At 72.2% G+C, this 15,732-nt stretch carries 12 protein-coding genes; 9 read left to right on the top strand and 3 right to left on the bottom strand.

Translation table 11 applies throughout. The features are described 5' to 3' along the window. Position 1 precedes the first annotated feature (1 nt). Together AC1C2V_RS18130 and AC1C2V_RS18125 are read right to left on the bottom strand one after the other, a co-directional pair. Positions 2-928 (bottom strand): carbohydrate ABC transporter permease, encoded by a 927-nt coding sequence (locus tag AC1C2V_RS18130; RefSeq protein ID WP_495391042.1) that lies wholly within the window; start codon positions 926-928, stop codon positions 2-4. Next, complete coding sequence (locus AC1C2V_RS18125; RefSeq protein WP_495391041.1) at positions 928-1,869, bottom strand: carbohydrate ABC transporter permease; 942 nt, start codon at positions 1,867-1,869, stop codon at positions 928-930. The genes AC1C2V_RS18130 and AC1C2V_RS18125 overlap by 1 nt, the downstream gene beginning before the upstream one ends. A 197-nt stretch (positions 1,870-2,066) precedes the next feature. Between AC1C2V_RS18125 and AC1C2V_RS18120 the strand changes: the two genes are divergently transcribed. The 8 genes from AC1C2V_RS18120 (at position 2,067) to AC1C2V_RS18085 (ending at position 10,701) form a co-directional block, all read left to right on the top strand. Then, positions 2,067-2,798, top strand: coding sequence for an MgtC/SapB family protein (locus tag AC1C2V_RS18120; RefSeq protein ID WP_495391040.1), 732 nt, complete (start codon positions 2,067-2,069; stop codon positions 2,796-2,798). Between the two features lie 99 nt (positions 2,799-2,897). Then, positions 2,898-4,481, top strand: a complete 1,584-nt coding sequence (locus AC1C2V_RS18115) for an HNH endonuclease signature motif containing protein (RefSeq protein WP_495391039.1) — start codon at positions 2,898-2,900, stop codon at positions 4,479-4,481. A 114-nt stretch (positions 4,482-4,595) separates the two neighbouring features. Continuing rightward, a complete protein-coding gene (locus AC1C2V_RS18110) occupies positions 4,596-5,537 on the top strand; it encodes a cold-shock protein (RefSeq protein ID WP_495391038.1) in 942 nt (313 codons plus the stop codon). A gap of 479 nt (positions 5,538-6,016) precedes the next feature. Continuing rightward, positions 6,017-7,900, top strand: a complete 1,884-nt coding sequence (gene dnaK / locus AC1C2V_RS18105; protein WP_495391037.1) for a molecular chaperone DnaK — start codon at positions 6,017-6,019, stop codon at positions 7,898-7,900. Next, positions 7,897-8,541, top strand: coding sequence for a nucleotide exchange factor GrpE (gene grpE, locus AC1C2V_RS18100; RefSeq protein WP_495391036.1), 645 nt, complete (start codon positions 7,897-7,899; stop codon positions 8,539-8,541). Before dnaK ends, grpE begins: the two co-directional genes overlap by 4 nt. Positions 8,542-8,760: 219 nt before the next feature. Then, positions 8,761-9,783, top strand: a complete 1,023-nt coding sequence (locus AC1C2V_RS18095; RefSeq protein ID WP_495391035.1) for a DnaJ C-terminal domain-containing protein — start codon at positions 8,761-8,763, stop codon at positions 9,781-9,783. 21 nt (positions 9,784-9,804) lie between these two features. Then, on the top strand, positions 9,805-10,236 hold the full coding sequence (locus tag AC1C2V_RS18090) for a heat shock protein transcriptional repressor HspR (protein ID WP_495391101.1): 432 nt from the start codon (positions 9,805-9,807) through the stop codon (positions 10,234-10,236). Between the two features lie 156 nt (positions 10,237-10,392). Further along, positions 10,393-10,701 carry a DUF1540 domain-containing protein gene (locus tag AC1C2V_RS18085; RefSeq protein WP_495391034.1) on the top strand — a complete coding sequence of 103 codons (309 nt, stop codon included), beginning with the start codon at positions 10,393-10,395 and terminating at the stop codon, positions 10,699-10,701. Between the two features lie 45 nt (positions 10,702-10,746). On the opposite strand, the gene AC1C2V_RS18080 is transcribed toward AC1C2V_RS18085, so the two are convergent. Continuing rightward, positions 10,747-11,517, bottom strand: coding sequence for a hypothetical protein (locus AC1C2V_RS18080; RefSeq protein WP_495391033.1), 771 nt, complete (start codon positions 11,515-11,517; stop codon positions 10,747-10,749). Between the two features lie 211 nt (positions 11,518-11,728). On the opposite strand from AC1C2V_RS18080, the gene AC1C2V_RS18075 reads away from it, so the two are divergent. After that, complete coding sequence (locus AC1C2V_RS18075) at positions 11,729-15,718, top strand: sigma-70 family RNA polymerase sigma factor (protein ID WP_495391032.1); 3,990 nt, start codon at positions 11,729-11,731, stop codon at positions 15,716-15,718. Positions 15,719-15,732: the final 14 nt, after the last annotated feature.

Below are 15,732 nucleotides of genomic sequence, written 5' to 3'. Positions count from 1 at the left end.
CTCAGCGGCCGCTGCCCGCGGCGGCGCCGGTGAGCCCGGAGACGATGTACCGCTGGGCGAAGAGGAAGACGAGCAGCATCGGCAGCACCACGAAGAGCGTTCCGGACATGAGCACGCCCCACGAGACCATCCCGTCGTTGGCCTTGAGGTACATGAGGCCGATGGGCAGCGTGCGCATGTTGACGGAGTTGGTGATGATCAACGGCCACACGAAGCTGTTCCACTCGTCGATCACCGCGACCAGGGCCACTGTCGCGACGGCGGGCACCGACATCGGCAGCACCATCGAGCCGAGCTTGCGGAGGTGCCCGGCCCCGTCGACCTCGGCGGCCTCGAACACCTCCTTGGGCAGCGACATGAAGTGCTGCCTCAGCAGGAAGGTGCCGAACGCCGATCCGACGCCGGGCAGGATGATGCCGGCGTAGGTGTTGATCAGGCCCATGTTGCCGACGGTGATGTAGTTGACCAGGAGGGTGACGTGCCCGGGGACCATGAGGGCGCCGAGCATCAGGAGGAACAGGACGTTCTTGCCGGGGAACGGCAGGAAGGCGAAGGCGTAGGCCGTGAAGACGGCGAGCACGACCTTGAGGGCCGCCCCGACGACCGTGACGATCACCGAGTTCTTGATGAAGGTGCCGAACGGCGCGAGCTGCCAGGCGGTGCTGACGTTGTCCCACGTGAGGTCGGTGGGCAGGACCTTGGGGGGCCAGGAATAGATGTCGGAGTTCGTCTTGAACGCCGTCGTCACGAGGATGTAGAGCGGCACGACGAATACCAGGGCGGCGGCCACGAGCAGGAGGATCCCCCACCAGCGGTGGCGGAGCTTCCCGAGGCGCCGGGCCCCCGTCGTCGGCTGCTGCCGTGCGGTGCGGGTCCGCGCGGTGCCCTCGTCGCGAGAGGCGGCCGGCCGCGTGGTCGTGGCGGACATCAGTAGTGCACCTTCCTCTCGACGTACCGGAACTGCAGCATGGTGATGACCATGAGGATCACGAACATCACGGTTCCCGAGGCGGCGGAGTAGCCCACGTTGGAGCGCTGGAAGGCCTGTTCGTAGATGAACCAGCTCAGCGTCGTGGTGGCGGAGGCCGGGCCGCCGCCGGTCATGATGGCGATGATGTCGAAGGCCTGGAACGCGGCGATCGTCTGCGTGATCACCAGGAAGAAGGTCGTCGGCGACAGCAGCGGCAGCACGACCCGGGTGAAGAGCTGCCAGCGGGTCGCGCCGTCCAGGCGTGCGGCCTCGAGCACCTCCGAGGGCAACCCCTGCATCCCGGCCAGATAGACGATCGACACGAAGCCGACCCCCTTCCAGATCGAGACGATGATCAGGGCGGGCAGGGCCCAGTTCGCGTCCGTGGTCCAGCCCGGCGAGGTCAGACCCACGGCGTCGAACAGGGTGCGGGCGAGGCCGTAGTTCGGGTCGAAGATGAACAGCCACACGGCGCCGATCGCCGCCCCGGCGATGACGTGCGGGGTGAAGACGATCCCGGTGACGACGGCCGTCCCGGGCAGCTTCATCGAGAACAGCGAGGCGAGCGCGATCCCGAGGACGAGGCTGACGCCCACGACCACGACGACCCACGTCACCGTGGTCACCATGACGTCGAGGAACATGGGCGACGTGAACAGCTGGGTGTAGTTGCTGAGCCCGACGAAGATCGGCTCGGGAGAGATGAAGTCCCAGTTGGTGAGGCTGAGGTAGAGGTTCTCCAGCACCGGCCAGTAGGCGAAGACCGCGATCAGGGCCAGGTTGGGGAAGGCGAACAGGGCGAAGAGCGCGGCCCCCCTGCGCTGTCGGCGCCGATGGAGGAGTGAGTGCCCGCGTACCGGGCGGCGGGTCCCCCGCACGCCGACGTCCACTTCGGCCACGCTCGCCATCGCTCGCCATCCCTTCTCGGGTGCCTCGTTGCTTTCGGGCGCCCGACTGCTGTGTCGGAAGCCGCCAAGGTAGTGCCGGGTATCTCGGGTCCGGGCGGGGGTGCTCGGATGAGCGCGCCGAGCTCGCATTCGAGCGGAGGGGGAAGGGTAGGGTCGCGGAGGACCGCAGCCGACGGAGGTGATCGCGCATGGAACCGTTCGTCGGGATCGTCACCGGCACCAGCCTGGTCGAGGCCGAGCTGCTCCTGACGACCTTCGTGCTGTGCTCCCTCATCGGGGTCGAGCGTCAGCTCCGCCAGAAGGCCGCCGGGTACCGGACCCACGTGCTGGTCGGGCTCGGGTCCTGCGCCTTCACCCTGGTCTCCGCCTACGGCTTCTCCGCCGTGCTCGGCAGCGACGTCAACCTCGATCCCTCGCGCATCGCCGCCCAGATCGTCTCCGGGATCGGCTTCCTGGGGGCGGGCGTGATCTTCAAGGGGCGCAGCTTCGTCCGAGGGCTCACCACCGCGGCCACGATCTGGGTCGCCGCGGCGGTGGGCATGGCCTGCGGCGCTGGGATGCTCTCGCTGGCGGTCGCGCTCACCGCGCTCCACCTCACCACTCTGTTCGTCGTCGCCCCGCTGGTCCGTAGGCTCCCCGACCCGGACCGCAAGCGCATGCTGCGGATCACCTATGCCGACGGCGCCGGCGTGCTCCGCGACGTCCTTGCCGTTGCCTCCGCCTCCGGGTTCACGAGCTCGATCGAGAGCAGCCGACGGGTCGCCACCGGCGGGAAGCCGTTCGTCGTCATGGACATCCGGTTCCACGGACGGCCTCCGGTGCGCGACCTCATCCCGCAGCTCGTCGAGGTGCAGGGCGTCGACCGGGTGGACCTCCGGCACGACGCCGACGAGCTCGACGAGGACGTCGACCAAGCCTGACCGCCGCGCGGGAGGACTGCCGGCGAGAGGTCGAGGCGGTCGTCCACAGGCCCTGTGAGGCCTTGTGGCCGAGGTGCGGCGACCGATAGGATCGAACGTATGTTCGAACATGCGAGCGGGGGTGACGGTGCCCCGAAGATGTGGTCGCGCGGCTCGGTCGTCGCCCCGGCTCGCTCGGGCGTGGACGCGCCGGCCGACGTCGCGGGTGCGGTAGACGTGCTGCGCCGGGTGAACCCGGGGCCGCGACCGTCAGTGCACGACATCTCGGCGGCGATCGACGAGGCCGTGACGATCCAGGCGCGGATCGACGCGCTGGAGGGCGCCAAGCTGCTCGCGGTCGAGCGGGCGCGCAGGGCTGCCGTCGGGTGCGAGCGCGCCCTGCTCGACGAGAACGACCCGGAGCTGCGCCGGGCGTCAGCGGTGCGGCGGCACGAGCTCGCGGCGCGGGCGTTCGTGGCGGACCTCGCGGTGGCTCTGCGGTGGCCCGAGCAGCAGACGTCGCACCTGGTCGACACGGCCCGCACACTGACAAGCGCGGCCCTGGATGCCGGCGGCATGGATGCCGACGGCACGAGCGGTGTGGGCGACGTCGGCACCGGGTCTGCGCTGCTGCAGCTGTGCCGGGGGCGGATCTCCGCGGCGCACGCGCGCGCCCTCGCCGACACGCTCGCAGACTTGCCGGACGCCGTGGCCCGGCGCCAGGTCGAGGGCACTGTGCTCCCCGCCGCCGGGCAGCTCACTGTGCCGCAGTTCCGCCGCCACCTGCGTCGTGCGCGGGATCGGGTGCACCCGGTGCCGCTGACGGTGCGGCACCGCGCTGCGCTCGAGAAGCGGGCGGTCTATGTCGACCCGGGCGCCGACGGCATGGCCTGGCTGACCGCACAGCTGCCCGCCGTCCAAGCACACGCGATCCACGACCGGCTCACCCGCGCTGCGCGGACCGCCCGTGACGGCGGTGATCCCCGCGGGGTCGGGCAGCTGCGCGCGGACGCGCTGGCAGGCCTCCTGCTGACGGGTCCCGGCGCCGACGGTGGTCGCATCGGCGAGGTGCGCGCCGGGGCCGGGGGTCCCGGCGCTGGTGACGGCGCTGGGCGCCCCGACGCCGTGCCGGACCTGGCCGGCCTGACGAGCCGGATCTCCCCGACGGTGCGGATCACGGTGCCGGTGCTGACGCTGCTGCGTGGCACCGACGTCGCAGAGCTCGACGGACAGGTCCCGGTCGACGCGGAGACCGCGGCCCACCTGACGGCGAACGCGCCGTCACTACGACGGTTCCTGGTCGACCCGGCAGACGGGACGGTCCTGACCGCCGACCCCGGCACGTACGCCGTGCCCGCCGCGTTGCGGGCCCTGCTGCAGTCCCGCGACGTCACGTGCACGTTCCCGGGCTGCACCCGCGCCGCGTCCGGTTGCGACATCGATCACCTGCTGGCCTGGGCCGACGGCGGGGCCACCGTCGCGGACAACCTCTCCCACCTGTGCCGCCACCATCACGTGCTGAAACATCAGACGGGCTGGCGCGTCGCCCGTGCCGCCGACGGCGTCCTGACCTGGACCTCGCCCACAGGACGCACCCGTCGCAGACCCCCGGAGAGCGGACCGCCCGACCCGGGAGGTCCCGAGGTGGCGCCGCGACCCCGCCCCGCGCCATCGGCGCCCGAGCCCGGGCCGCCACCTTTCTGACGTGCGATGGCGGCAGGGCGTGCACGGGCTACGCCGGAAGCGGCTGGACCTCCGTCTGCTGTTCTGTCGGGGACACTGGATGACAGCAATGTTTGCCAAGACTAGGAGTACCAGGTGCCTCAGGGAACTGTCCGATGGTTCGACGCCGACCGAGGGTTCGGCTTCATCGACCTCGGGAACGAGGCCGAGGACCTGTTCGTGCATGCGTCCGAGATCGTCGGCGACGACGGACCGAGGCTGCTCCGCGAGGGGCAGGTCGTCGAGTTCGAGGTGGGCGAGGGTGACCGTGGCCCGCAGGCGCGCCGCGTCCGGGTCACGGGCGACCGGGCCGCCGACGCGCCCGTGGGCGTGCTCGGCACCGTCGCCTGGTACGAGCCGGCCAAGGGATACGGCTTCGTCACGCCCGACGACGGGCGCGGCGAAGTCTTCGTGCACAGCTCGGCCATCGTCGGGGGCGGCGTGATCTCGGAGGGGCAGCGGGCGGCGTTCCTCGTCGTCGACGGGGAGAAGGGGCCGCAGGCGGACCACCTGCTACCGCTGGGGGCGGAGGCTGCACCACCGGCAGCCGACGGCGCGGACGGCACGGTGTCCTGGTACGACGACACCAAGGGCTTCGGGTTCGTCGCTCCAGACTCCGGTGGCGACGACGTCTTCGTCCACGTCAGTGCGCTCGGCTCGGGGTTGACCGAGCTCTCCGAGGGTGCGCGCGTGACGTATGGCGTCGTCGACGGCGACAAGGGGCCGAATGCCCGCAACGTGCAGCTCGTACGCGGCTCCGGGAGTGCGCGCGCGGCCACGGGGCGTGACCGGGACCATGGTCGGTCGAGCCGCCCCGCGGCGTCCGGCGGGCCTGTGCGCGGAGGTGAGGGCACCGTCGCGCGCTACGACGCGGAGCGCGGTTTCGGCTTCATCACGCCCGATGCCGGGGGCGTGGACCTGTTCGTGCACGTGTCGGTCGTGCGGGGCACCGAGGTCCTGGAGGAGGGCGACCGGGTCCGCTTCAAGGTGCGTCAGAGCGACCGGGGACCGCAGGCCGACAGCGTCGAACTGGTGTGAGCTAGCTCGGTGAGCAGTTCGCCTCCGACTGCGCTCCGGGGCGCTGTCACGCTTGCTGATCCCTGACGCCATCGCCGCCCTGCGTCACGCGGAAGCCGTGTCGTCCCCCCCCCGCGGCGGCCACTACTTGCCCATGACACGGCCACGATCCTTCGTGCGCGAGCTCGAGGCGTTCGCCTCCGTCGGGTGACCCGGCCAAGGGCGACGCAGCGTTCGTGGAGGTTCTCGCGGTGACCACGACGGCGTGATGGAAACTCGCGACCTCTTAGAGCGACCTCTGAGGTGAAACCTGCAGTTCGCTCAGGGCGAACAGTCCGCCTGCCCAGGAGGAATATCGGTGCCACCGCCAAGGTTGAGCCATGCAGACTCAACTTTCGCCCCCGTGGTTTGCGAGCCGCGGCGCCGCGATTTACGTTGAGTGCAGACGACTCAACCTCGGGCGCTCACCTGGCACCCGGACTCACGCATGGAGGCAGCACATGGCTCGAGCAGTCGGAATCGACCTCGGCACCACCAACTCGGTGGTCGCCGTCCTGGAGGGCGGAGAGCCCACCGTCATCGCGAACGCAGAGGGGTCGCGCACGACGCCGTCCGTCGTCGCGTTCTCCAAGACCGGCGAGGTTCTCGTCGGTGAAGTGGCCAAGCGCCAGGCGGTCACCAACGTCGACCGCACGATCAGCTCGGTCAAGCGCCACATGGGCACCGACTGGTCGGTGGAGATCGACGACAAGAAGTACACCGCGCAGGAGATCTCCGCGCGCGTGCTCGGCAAGCTGAAGCGGGATGCCGAGGAGTACCTGGGCGAGCCCGTCACCGACGCGGTCATCACCGTCCCGGCGTACTTCAACGACGCCGAGCGCCAGGCCACCAAGGACGCCGGGCAGATCGCCGGCCTCAACGTCACCCGCATCGTCAACGAGCCCACCGCGGCCGCGCTGGCGTACGGCCTGGAGAGGGGCAAGGAGGACGAGCTCATCCTGGTCTTCGACCTGGGCGGCGGCACGTTCGACGTCTCGCTCCTCGAGGTCGGCAAGGACGAGGACGACTTCTCCACCATCCAGGTCCGCGCAACCTCCGGCGACAACCGCCTCGGCGGCGACGACTGGGACCAGCGCATCGTGGAGCACCTCATCAAGCAGGTGAAGAACAGCTCGGGCGTCGACCTGTCCAAGGACAAGATCGCCCTGCAGCGCCTGCGCGAGGCGGCCGAGCAGGCCAAGAAGGAGCTCTCGTCCGCGACGAGCACCACCATCTCGATGCAGTACCTCTCGATGAGCGAGAACGGCCCCATCCACCTGGACGAGAAGCTCACGCGGGCCCAGTTCCAGCAGATGACGCAGGACCTCATCGACCGCACGAAGGCGCCGTTCCACGCCGTCATCCGCGACGCCGGCATCTCTGTCTCCGACATCGACCACATCGTGCTCGTGGGTGGTTCCACCCGCATGCCCGCCGTGTCCGAGGTCGTCAAGGAGCTCACCGGGGGCAAGGAGCCCAACAAGGGCGTCAACCCGGACGAGGTCGTCGCCGTCGGCGCCGCCCTGCAGGCCGGCGTCATCGGCGGTGAGCGCAAGGACATCCTGCTCATCGACGTCACCCCGCTGTCCCTCGGCATCGAGACCAAGGGTGGCGTGATGACCAAGCTCATCGAGCGCAACACGGCCATCCCGACCAAGCGCAGCGAGATCTTCTCCACGGCGGAGGACAACCAGCCGTCCGTGGCGATCCAGGTCTTCCAGGGCGAGCGCGAGTTCACCCGCGACAACAAGCCGCTGGGCACGTTCGAGCTCACGGGCATCGCCCCGGCGCCGCGCGGCGTGCCGCAGATCGAGGTCACCTTCGACATCGACGCGAACGGCATCGTGCACGTGTCCGCCAAGGACCGCGGCACGGGCACCGAGCAGTCGATGAAGATCACCGGCGGGTCGGCCCTCCCCAAGGAGGACATCGACCGCATGGTGAAGGACGCCGAGGAGCACGCGGCCGAGGACAAGCAGCGTCGCGAGGAGGCGGAGACCCGCAACCAGGCGGAGTCGTTCGCGTACTCGATGGAGAAGCAGATCGCGGACAACCGCGACAAGCTCCCCGCCGAGGTCGTGACCGAGGTCGAGGCCGACGTCGCCGAGGTGAAGTCCGCGCTCGAGGGCGAGGACGCCGGTGCCGTGAAGGCCGCGTACGAGAAGCTCGGCGTGTCGTCGCAGAAGATCGGCCAGGCGCTCTACGCCACGGCGGAGCAGGAGCAGGCCGCGGGTAACACCGGGGCCGCTGCCGACGACGCCGCCTCCGCGGCCGGCGCGACCTCCGCGCCGGACGAGGACGTCGTCGACGCCGAGATCGTGGACGACGAGGACGAGCGCAAGTGACGGACGAGAGCCAGCGGTCGGTCCCCGAGCCCCCGGAGAACTCCGAGGGCTCGGGGGAGACCCCATTCCAGTTCACCGACAAGCGCAAGGTCGACCCGCAGTCGGGTGACGCCCGCGCTGCCGGCCCGGCCGGCCCCGCCCAGCCCTCCGAGGGCGACGACCCGCTCGCCACGCTCGACTTCGAGCCCGCGGGCGACGGGGCCGAGAGTGCCGCGGTCCTGGCGGCCAAGGCCCAGGCGGCCGAGCGCCTGGACGCGCTGCAGCGCGAGCGGGCGTCGTTCACGAACTACCGCAACCGCTCGCTGCGCGACCAGGAAGCGGCACGCACGCAGGGCACGCAGGACGTGCTCGCTGCGCTGCTGCCCGTGCTGGACGACATCGAGCGCGCCAGGCAGCACGCCGAGCTGAGCGGGCCCATGGCGGCCATCGCGGAGAAGCTGGACGCGTCGCTGGCGAAGTTCGGAGTCGAACGGTTCGGCACGGTCGGGGAGGAGTTCGACCCCACCGTGCACGAGGCGCTCATGCACAACGTCGACGCGGAGGCGACGACCGCCACGGTCAGCCTGGTGGTCGAGCCCGGCTACCGCATCGGCGACAAGGTGGTCCGCGCCGCCCGCGTCGGCGTCGTCGGGCCGGAGTAGCACACCCGTCGCCGGTTGAGCCTGTCGAAACCCGCTGGTTGAGCTTGTCGAAACCGGCTGGTTGAGCTTGTCGAAACCGGCTGGTTGAGCTTGTCGAAACCCGCTGGTTGAGCTTGTCGAAACCCGGGTTCGACAGGCTCAACCAGCGGGGCTCCGGCTCAACCAGCACTCGCACGACGAGGATGATGAGATCACGAGCATGACCCGGAAGGAGGCGTCGTGACAGGTCAGGACTGGATCGAGAAGGACTTCTACTCCGCCCTCGGCGTCCCCAAGGACGCGGACGACGCGGCGATCAAGAAGGCGTACCGCAAGCTGGCCCGCAAGTACCACCCGGACCAGAACCCGGGGGACGACGCGGCCGAGACCAAGTTCAAGGAGATCGGCGAGGCGTACGCGGTACTCTCCGACACCGAGCAGCGCCAGCAGTACGACGCCGTACGGGCGATGGCCGGCGGCGGCGCGCGGTTCGCGGCAAGCCCCGGCGGTGGCGGCGGCAACGGGTTCGAGGACGTCTTCGGCAACATGTTCGGCGGCGGCGGCGGCGCCGGCGCCGGCGGCCCGAACGTCCGGTACTCGCAGTACCCTCAGGGCGGCGCCGACAGCGGGTTCGAGGACATCCTGAGCTCGATGCTCGGCGGCCAGGGCGGCGGCGGGTTCCGCACCAGCCGGCGCGCCGGCTTCACCACGCCGCAGAAGGGCGCGGACGTCGCAGCGGAGACCACGCTGCCGTTCCGCACGGCTGTGCAGGGCGCCACGGTGGAGTTCACGGTGGACGGCCGCAAGGTCAAGACCAAGATCCCGGCCGGCGTCAACGACGGGCGCAAGCTCCGCATCCGCGGCAAGGGGCGCCCGGGCCCGGGAGGCGGCGACCCCGGAGACCTCGTGGTCACGGTGCACGTGTCCCCGCACCCCGTGTTCACGCTGGACGGGTCCAACCTGCGCATGACCGTGCCGGTCACGTTCGCCGAGGCGGCGCTCGGAACCACGATCGAGGTGCCCACGCTCGACGGGCAGACCGTGCGGCTCAAGGTGCCTGCGGGCACGCCGTCGGGCCGAGTGCTGCGCGTCAAGGGTCGTGGCGTCCCGACGCCGAAGACCCAGGGCGACCTGCTGGTGACCGTGCAGGTCACCGTGCCGCAGAAGCTCGGCAAGAAGGCGAAGGAGGCGCTCGAGGCGTTCGCCGCCGAGAGCGACCACGAGGACGTGCGGGCGGGCCTGGCGCAGCGCGCCGCGCAATAGCGCTGGTCGAGGGAGGAAATCATCGTGGACGTCGACGCCCCGGTGCTGACCGTGTCGCAGGCGGCCGGGCTCGCGGGGATGCATCCGCAGACCCTGCGGCAGTACGACCGCCTCGGCCTGGTGACGCCCCGGCGCGCCACGGGCCGCGGTCGGCGCTACTCCCAGCGCGACGTGACGCGCCTGCTGGAGATCCAACGGCTCGCCCAGGTGGAGGGCATCAACCTCGCCGGTATCCGGCGCATCCTCGACCTCCAGGAGCACGTGACGCAGCTCGAGAGGCGCCTCGCGGCGCTCGCGACGCATCCGGGCGGCAGGGTCTTCGCCGCCGGGTCCACGGGCGGCGACGTCGTCGTCGTGCGCCGTGGCCAGCGCGTTCGCCGGGCCGAGCGGTCGGAGCTCGAGGCGGCCGACGGCGCGATGGTGCTGTGGCGCCCGGGGCCCCGTCGCGGCTGAGAGTATTTTCGCAACGCCATTCTTCGTTAATTGGAATTGCGTTCGGTAAGGCTCTCCTCAGTAAATTCGATATCGCATTCGCTGTGCAATTCCGCGCACGAGTCATACCCTGGCCGAAGGCGGCGAGAGCCGGTGTCGAGCGGCGAGGAGCATGCGATGAGCACGCTGATGGAGATGCCCGAGGTGACCGAGTGCACCGTCGAGCGCTGCGGATACAACCACGAGCACGGCTGTCACGCCGGGGCGGTGACCATCGCCGGGCACCACGGCGACGCGTCGTGCGCCACGTTCATCCCGCTCAGCACCAAGGGCGGCCTCGAGAAGGTCATCGCCCACGTGGGTGCGTGCCAGCGTGGGGACTGCGTCCACAACCAGGAGCTCGAGTGCGGGGCGGGGGCGATCCGCGTCGGCGCCGGGCCCGACGACGAGAGCCACGCCGACTGCCTCACCTACGCCCAGCACTGACGGTCGTCGGCTGATCGTCGAGGTTTCGACAGGCTCAACCAGCGATCAGCGTGCCAGCTGTGCGAGCAGCTCGACCGCGGCGGCGTGCGACGTCGGCAGGGACTCCATCCACACCCGGGTGGGGCGTCGCAGCGTGTCCCCGAGTCCCATCAGCATGGCGTTGCGCTCCACGACGCTCTGGACGGCCTTCGCCAGGTCGGGGACCCCGGAGTCGCGGCGTACCAGCACGGCGAAGACGCCGTCGGTCAGCGCCGCCATCGGGTGCCCGTCCCCGAACACCTGCTCCAGGGCGCGGCCCACCGTCGCCGACCGGGCCGCGCGATCCCAGGGGGCGAGCCCGTCGACGGCCACGTCGACGACCACGAGGCCGAACATGCTCAGGACGTCGTCCGTGCCCGGCGCCCCGTACGTCTCCCGCAGCCGCTCACCCAGGTAGTCGCGCGTCGGCAGCCCGGTGGCGGGGTCGCGCACCCCGCCCAGCGCCGGCTCGGCGTCCCGGCCGCGCACCCAGCCCACTGCCACCGCGCGGACCGCCTCCGGGTCGGGCTCGCGACGCACCGAGCGGTACAGGCACTCGACGTCGTCCAGGGTCTCGCCCAAGCCCACGCCCGCGCCCCCGCGGGCGGCTCCGAGCCGGTGGGCGGCGGCGTGCGGCGACGTGCCGTCGTCGAACGTCTCGGCGAGGGCGTCGACCGCCGGGTGGTACCAGTCGTTCGGGCGCAGCCACACCTCGGCCAGGCTCGTCGCACGCCAACGGTCGCGGACGTCGGAGCTTTGCTCCGGCGCGTCCGTGGGCCCGCTCGCTGACCGGTTCATGATGAAGGGACTTCCATAGCGGCTCATCATGACGCAGTTGTGGGGCACTTTCTCAAGGAACTTCCCCCGCCCATTTTCATATGGTGCTCGAGGCACGGAATCCCGCGGCTTCTGGCCTGAACTTCACCCTCCCGGAGGATGCTCCGGGCGCGTAAAGTACGGAGGTCTGCGTGGCGCGGGTCGCGCAGGGTTCTCGGAGCGAGGAACGGCCATGACGGACGTCTACGTAGGGTCTGACGACTCGGCGCGGAGCGATGCCGAGCTGATCCTCGACGTGCGCGGCGGAGACCTCGAGGCGTACGGCGCGCTCTACGTGCGGCACGTCCCGGCAGCCCGCGCGGTGGCCCGGCAGTACGTGCGCTCGTCGGCCGACGCCGACGACGTCGTGTCCGAGGCGTTCCACCGCGTGCTGGACGTGCTGCAGCACGGCGGCGGGCCCGACGCGACGTTCCGGGCATACCTGCTGACCGTCGTCCGGCACCTGGCCGCCGACCTCGCCCGCGGGGTGCGCCGCACGCGCCCCACCGACGACGACGGCACGTTCGAGGCCGCGCTCGGCCTTGTGGACTCCACCGACGTCGCCACCTTCGAGGGCTTCGAGCACTCCGTGGTGAAGAACGCCTACGAGGGGCTCCCGGAGCGATGGCAGGCCGTGCTCTGGTACACGGAGATCGAGGGCCGGGCCCCGGCGGAGGTCGCGCCGATCCTCGGGCTCACGCCCAACGGCGTGTCTGCCCTCGCGTACCGCGCCCGGGAGGGCCTGCGGGTCGGGTACCTCCAGGAGCACCTGACGTACGCGCCGACCGACGGCTGCCGCGCGGTCAACCCCCTGCTCGGCGGGTACGTGCGGGGCGGCCTCGCCCGGCGCGAGGTCACGAAGGTCGACGCGCACCTCGGCGACTGCGGCGAGTGCCGGTCCCTGGTGCTCGAGCTCGGCGACATCGCGCACGGGATGCGCGCCGTGGTGGCGCCGCTGATCGTCGGGCTCGCGGGCATGGCCGTGGTGGGTGCCCTGCCGATCGGCGGCTCGATCGTCGGGGCCCTCGGCGGCAGCGGCGTCGCCACCGGGAGCGCCGTGACCGTCGGCACGGTGACGGGCGGCTCGGCCGGCAGCGCGACGGGCGGTGCCACGGCCTCGATCTGCACGACGGCAACCACGACCACGACCACCGCGGCCTCGGCAGGGACGACCACGGCGACCGGCGCGGCGTCGCTGGCAGGCACGGCAACGGCGGGCGTGGCGACCGGGTCGGCGGCCACCGCCGGCACCGCGGCCGCGGCCGGGGCCGGGGCGTTCATGGGGACGACAGCCGGAGTGGCCGCGGCGGCGGGTGCGGTCGCCGTCGCGACCGTCGGTGTGGTCACCGTGCTCAACGCGCTCAGCACGGCGCAGGACCCAGCGGCCGCACCGCCGGCAGCCGTCACCATCCCGGGCCAGCCGTGGGCGGCGCCGTGGGAGCCGCCCGTCGAGGCGGAGGTCGAGCCCGGCGAGGACGCCGTGGACACCCCGACCGCCGACCCCTCGAGCCCGGCCAACCTGCTGGCCGTCAGCCCGTTCCCGCCGCTCGCCGACCTCACCGTCGCCTCCGCGACGGGACCGCTCGAGCCGCGCATCGTGCAGTCCCTCGTGCTGACGGTGACCAACACCGGGGGCGCGACGGCCGACGGGGCCGTGGTCGAGGTCGCCATGCCCGACGGGGTCGATCTCGCGCTCCCCGACGCCCCCCTCGGCGCGGCCGCGGGAACCGCCTTCGCCGCGGACGCGCTCGCCTGTACCCCCGCCGACGGCGACGGACGGCTGGCACGGTGCGCGCTCGGCACGATCGAGCCGGGGGCGTCGCGCACCGGGTCGGTCCCCGTGCGGGCCGGGTCGGGTGGCAGCTACCCGATCGGCGCGTCCGTGTGGGCCGACAACCTGGCGGCGGAGACCGTCGACCTGCCGCCCACGACCGTCCTGCCGTACGGCGCCGAGCTCACCGCGTCCACCGGGGACGCCGTCGTGCTCTCCAACCCGGGCGCCGCGTGGGTGCCGCTGGCGGTCCGCAACACCGGCGACCAGCCCGCGTCTGCCGGCTGGTCGGTGCTCGTGACCGTCCCGGACGGGCTGCGGCCGGTCACTTCCGACGGCGACCTGACGTGCTCGCCGGCGACCGGCGGCACCACCACCTCCCACGGCGGGACGTCCTCCACCGGGGAGGCGACCACGGCCACGGACGCCGTCCTGACCACCACGGGCAGCACGTCCGCGGCCGGTGCGGCGCACGGCACCTCCTGGTCGTGCGCCTCGGGCGCGGATGCCGCACCGCTCGGCCCGGGCGAGCAGCGCTCGGTCCGGGTGCGCGTCGTCGCCGACGGCACCTTCGCGCCGGGAACCACGACCGTCACCGCCGCGCCGCAGCTGCCCGGCTCCTCGCACGCGCTGCCCGGCCGCACCGCCGTCGACGTGGCGCAGCCGTGGGCGGGAGCCACCGGGGGCGTCCGGTCGGTCCAGGCGCGCTGCGCCGCGGTCGGCGGGGTGACCACGGCGTCCGCCGTCGTGGACGCCACGTACGTCAACCAGACCGACCAGAGCCTCGGGGTGCGGCTGGACGCCGCGGGCAGCTCCGGCACGGCCGGGCGGCAGGTGGCGCCGGGGGAGTCGGTCACCGTGCGGGTGCCGGACGGGCTCCGCGTGCCGGCGGGCGGCGCCAGCTGGACGCTGTCCACGACGCTCGGCGGCGAGACCTACCGCACCTCCGTCGCCGCCGGCCCGCACTCGTCGGCCGAGTGCTACGACCCGCGGTGGGACACGAGCACCGGGGCCGAGACCGTGAACGCGGACGGCCGCCTGCAGGTGCGGGGCACCCTCACCAACACCAGCGACGAGGCGATGCGGGTGGGTATGACCGCCGCCGGCGGCAGTGCCGACCAGAAGCGGGTGGCCCCGGGCGAGTCCGCGACCTTCGTCGTCCCGACCGACCGGACGACGCTGGGCGCCGCCGCCGCGGAGTTCGAGCTGTACCGGTGGGTGGCGGATGCGGACGGTGACCAGCCCCAGCAGGGCGTGGTGCCCGCGGTGGCGCCCACCGCCCGGTACGCGTCCGCCGTCCTCGCCCCGGCCGTGGGCGGGCCGGCGCAGCTCTCGGCGGGCGAGTGCGCGTACGACGCCGACACGGAGACGTCGCGGCGCACGGTCACGATCCCCCTCGACAACACCGCCTCGACGCACGCAGTACGGTTCGCCGTCGCCGGCGGGGTCGGCGGCGGGCGCGCGGCCACGGTCGAGGCCGGGAAGTCCGGGACGCTCGAGGTGCCCGTCGCATGGGGCACGCGCGGCGTCACGCTGACCGCGGACGGCCGCGAGCTCGCCATCGTCGACGTGCCGGCGTTCGACGGCTGCGCCACCGTCTCCTGGCCCGACGCGACCGTCGACGTGACCACCGCGGCCCGGTGCGTCGACGACCGCGCCCAGGTGGACGTGGAGGTGCGCAACCGCGGGAACGTGGCGTGGGAGGCGGGGCTCGCGGGCGGCGACGGGTCCGTCGTCCAGCCCGGCTCGAGCACCACGCTCGTGGCCCGGACGGGCGGGCTCGAGACCGACGGCGGTTCCGTGACGGTGCGGCTCACGCGGACGATCGAGGACCGCCGGCCCGCCGTCGAGCACACGGTCACCTACGACGCCGTGTCCTGCGTGGTCGTCGCCCCGCAGGCCCGCCTGGACCTGGGCGACGTACAGCTCGACAAGCATCGGTGGCGGTCCACGTCGACGCGCACCGCGATGGTGACGCTGGACAACAGCGGGTCGTCCGTCCCCGTCGACTTCCGGGTGACGGGCACGAACGGCGTCATGCAGGAGACGACCGTCGGGGCGCGGCAGACCGCGAGCGTGGACGGCGGCACCGTGGCCGGGCGCTCCGGCGCGACCTTCACCGTGAGCGCGGGCGACTGGTCCACCGCGCTCTCCGTCGAACCCTTCACCGGGACCACGGGCTGGTGCGCCTCACCCCTGCGCTGGTGGGACGACCACGAGGCGGGCGAGGTCGGGTCGTGGCGGGGGTCGAACTACCGGTACGTCGGCGCACAGGGGCGGGGCGGCGGCTCCGGCGGCAACGGGCACGGCGTCGCCCAGGGGCAGGGTGTGGCGACGGCCCAGGGCCACGGGCGCTGGTTCGGTCACGACGGTCGGCACCGGGGCTGGGAGCGGATCGGCGCCTGCGAGTAGCGGTCAACCGGCAG

The organism is Isoptericola sp. Y541 (genome assembly GCF_059445465.1).
The sequence above is the reverse complement of the archived record's forward strand: the minus strand, read 5'-3'. Positions and strand labels throughout refer to the sequence as shown.

Excerpts from the sequence above, each read along its gene's own strand:
- AC1C2V_RS18130 (WP_495391042.1), bottom strand. The coding sequence starts at position 928 with ATGTCCGCCACGACCACGCGGCCGGCCGCCTCTCGCGACGAGGGCACC.
- AC1C2V_RS18120 (WP_495391040.1), top strand. The coding sequence starts at position 2,067 with ATGGAACCGTTCGTCGGGATCGTCACCGGCACCAGCCTGGTCGAGGCC.
- AC1C2V_RS18115 (WP_495391039.1), top strand. The coding sequence starts at position 2,898 with ATGTTCGAACATGCGAGCGGGGGTGACGGTGCCCCGAAGATGTGGTCG.
- dnaK (WP_495391037.1), top strand. The coding sequence starts at position 6,017 with ATGGCTCGAGCAGTCGGAATCGACCTCGGCACCACCAACTCGGTGGTC.
- AC1C2V_RS18085 (WP_495391034.1), top strand. The coding sequence starts at position 10,393 with ATGAGCACGCTGATGGAGATGCCCGAGGTGACCGAGTGCACCGTCGAG.
- AC1C2V_RS18080 (WP_495391033.1), bottom strand. The coding sequence starts at position 11,517 with ATGAACCGGTCAGCGAGCGGGCCCACGGACGCGCCGGAGCAAAGCTCC.
- AC1C2V_RS18075 (WP_495391032.1), top strand. The coding sequence starts at position 11,729 with ATGACGGACGTCTACGTAGGGTCTGACGACTCGGCGCGGAGCGATGCC.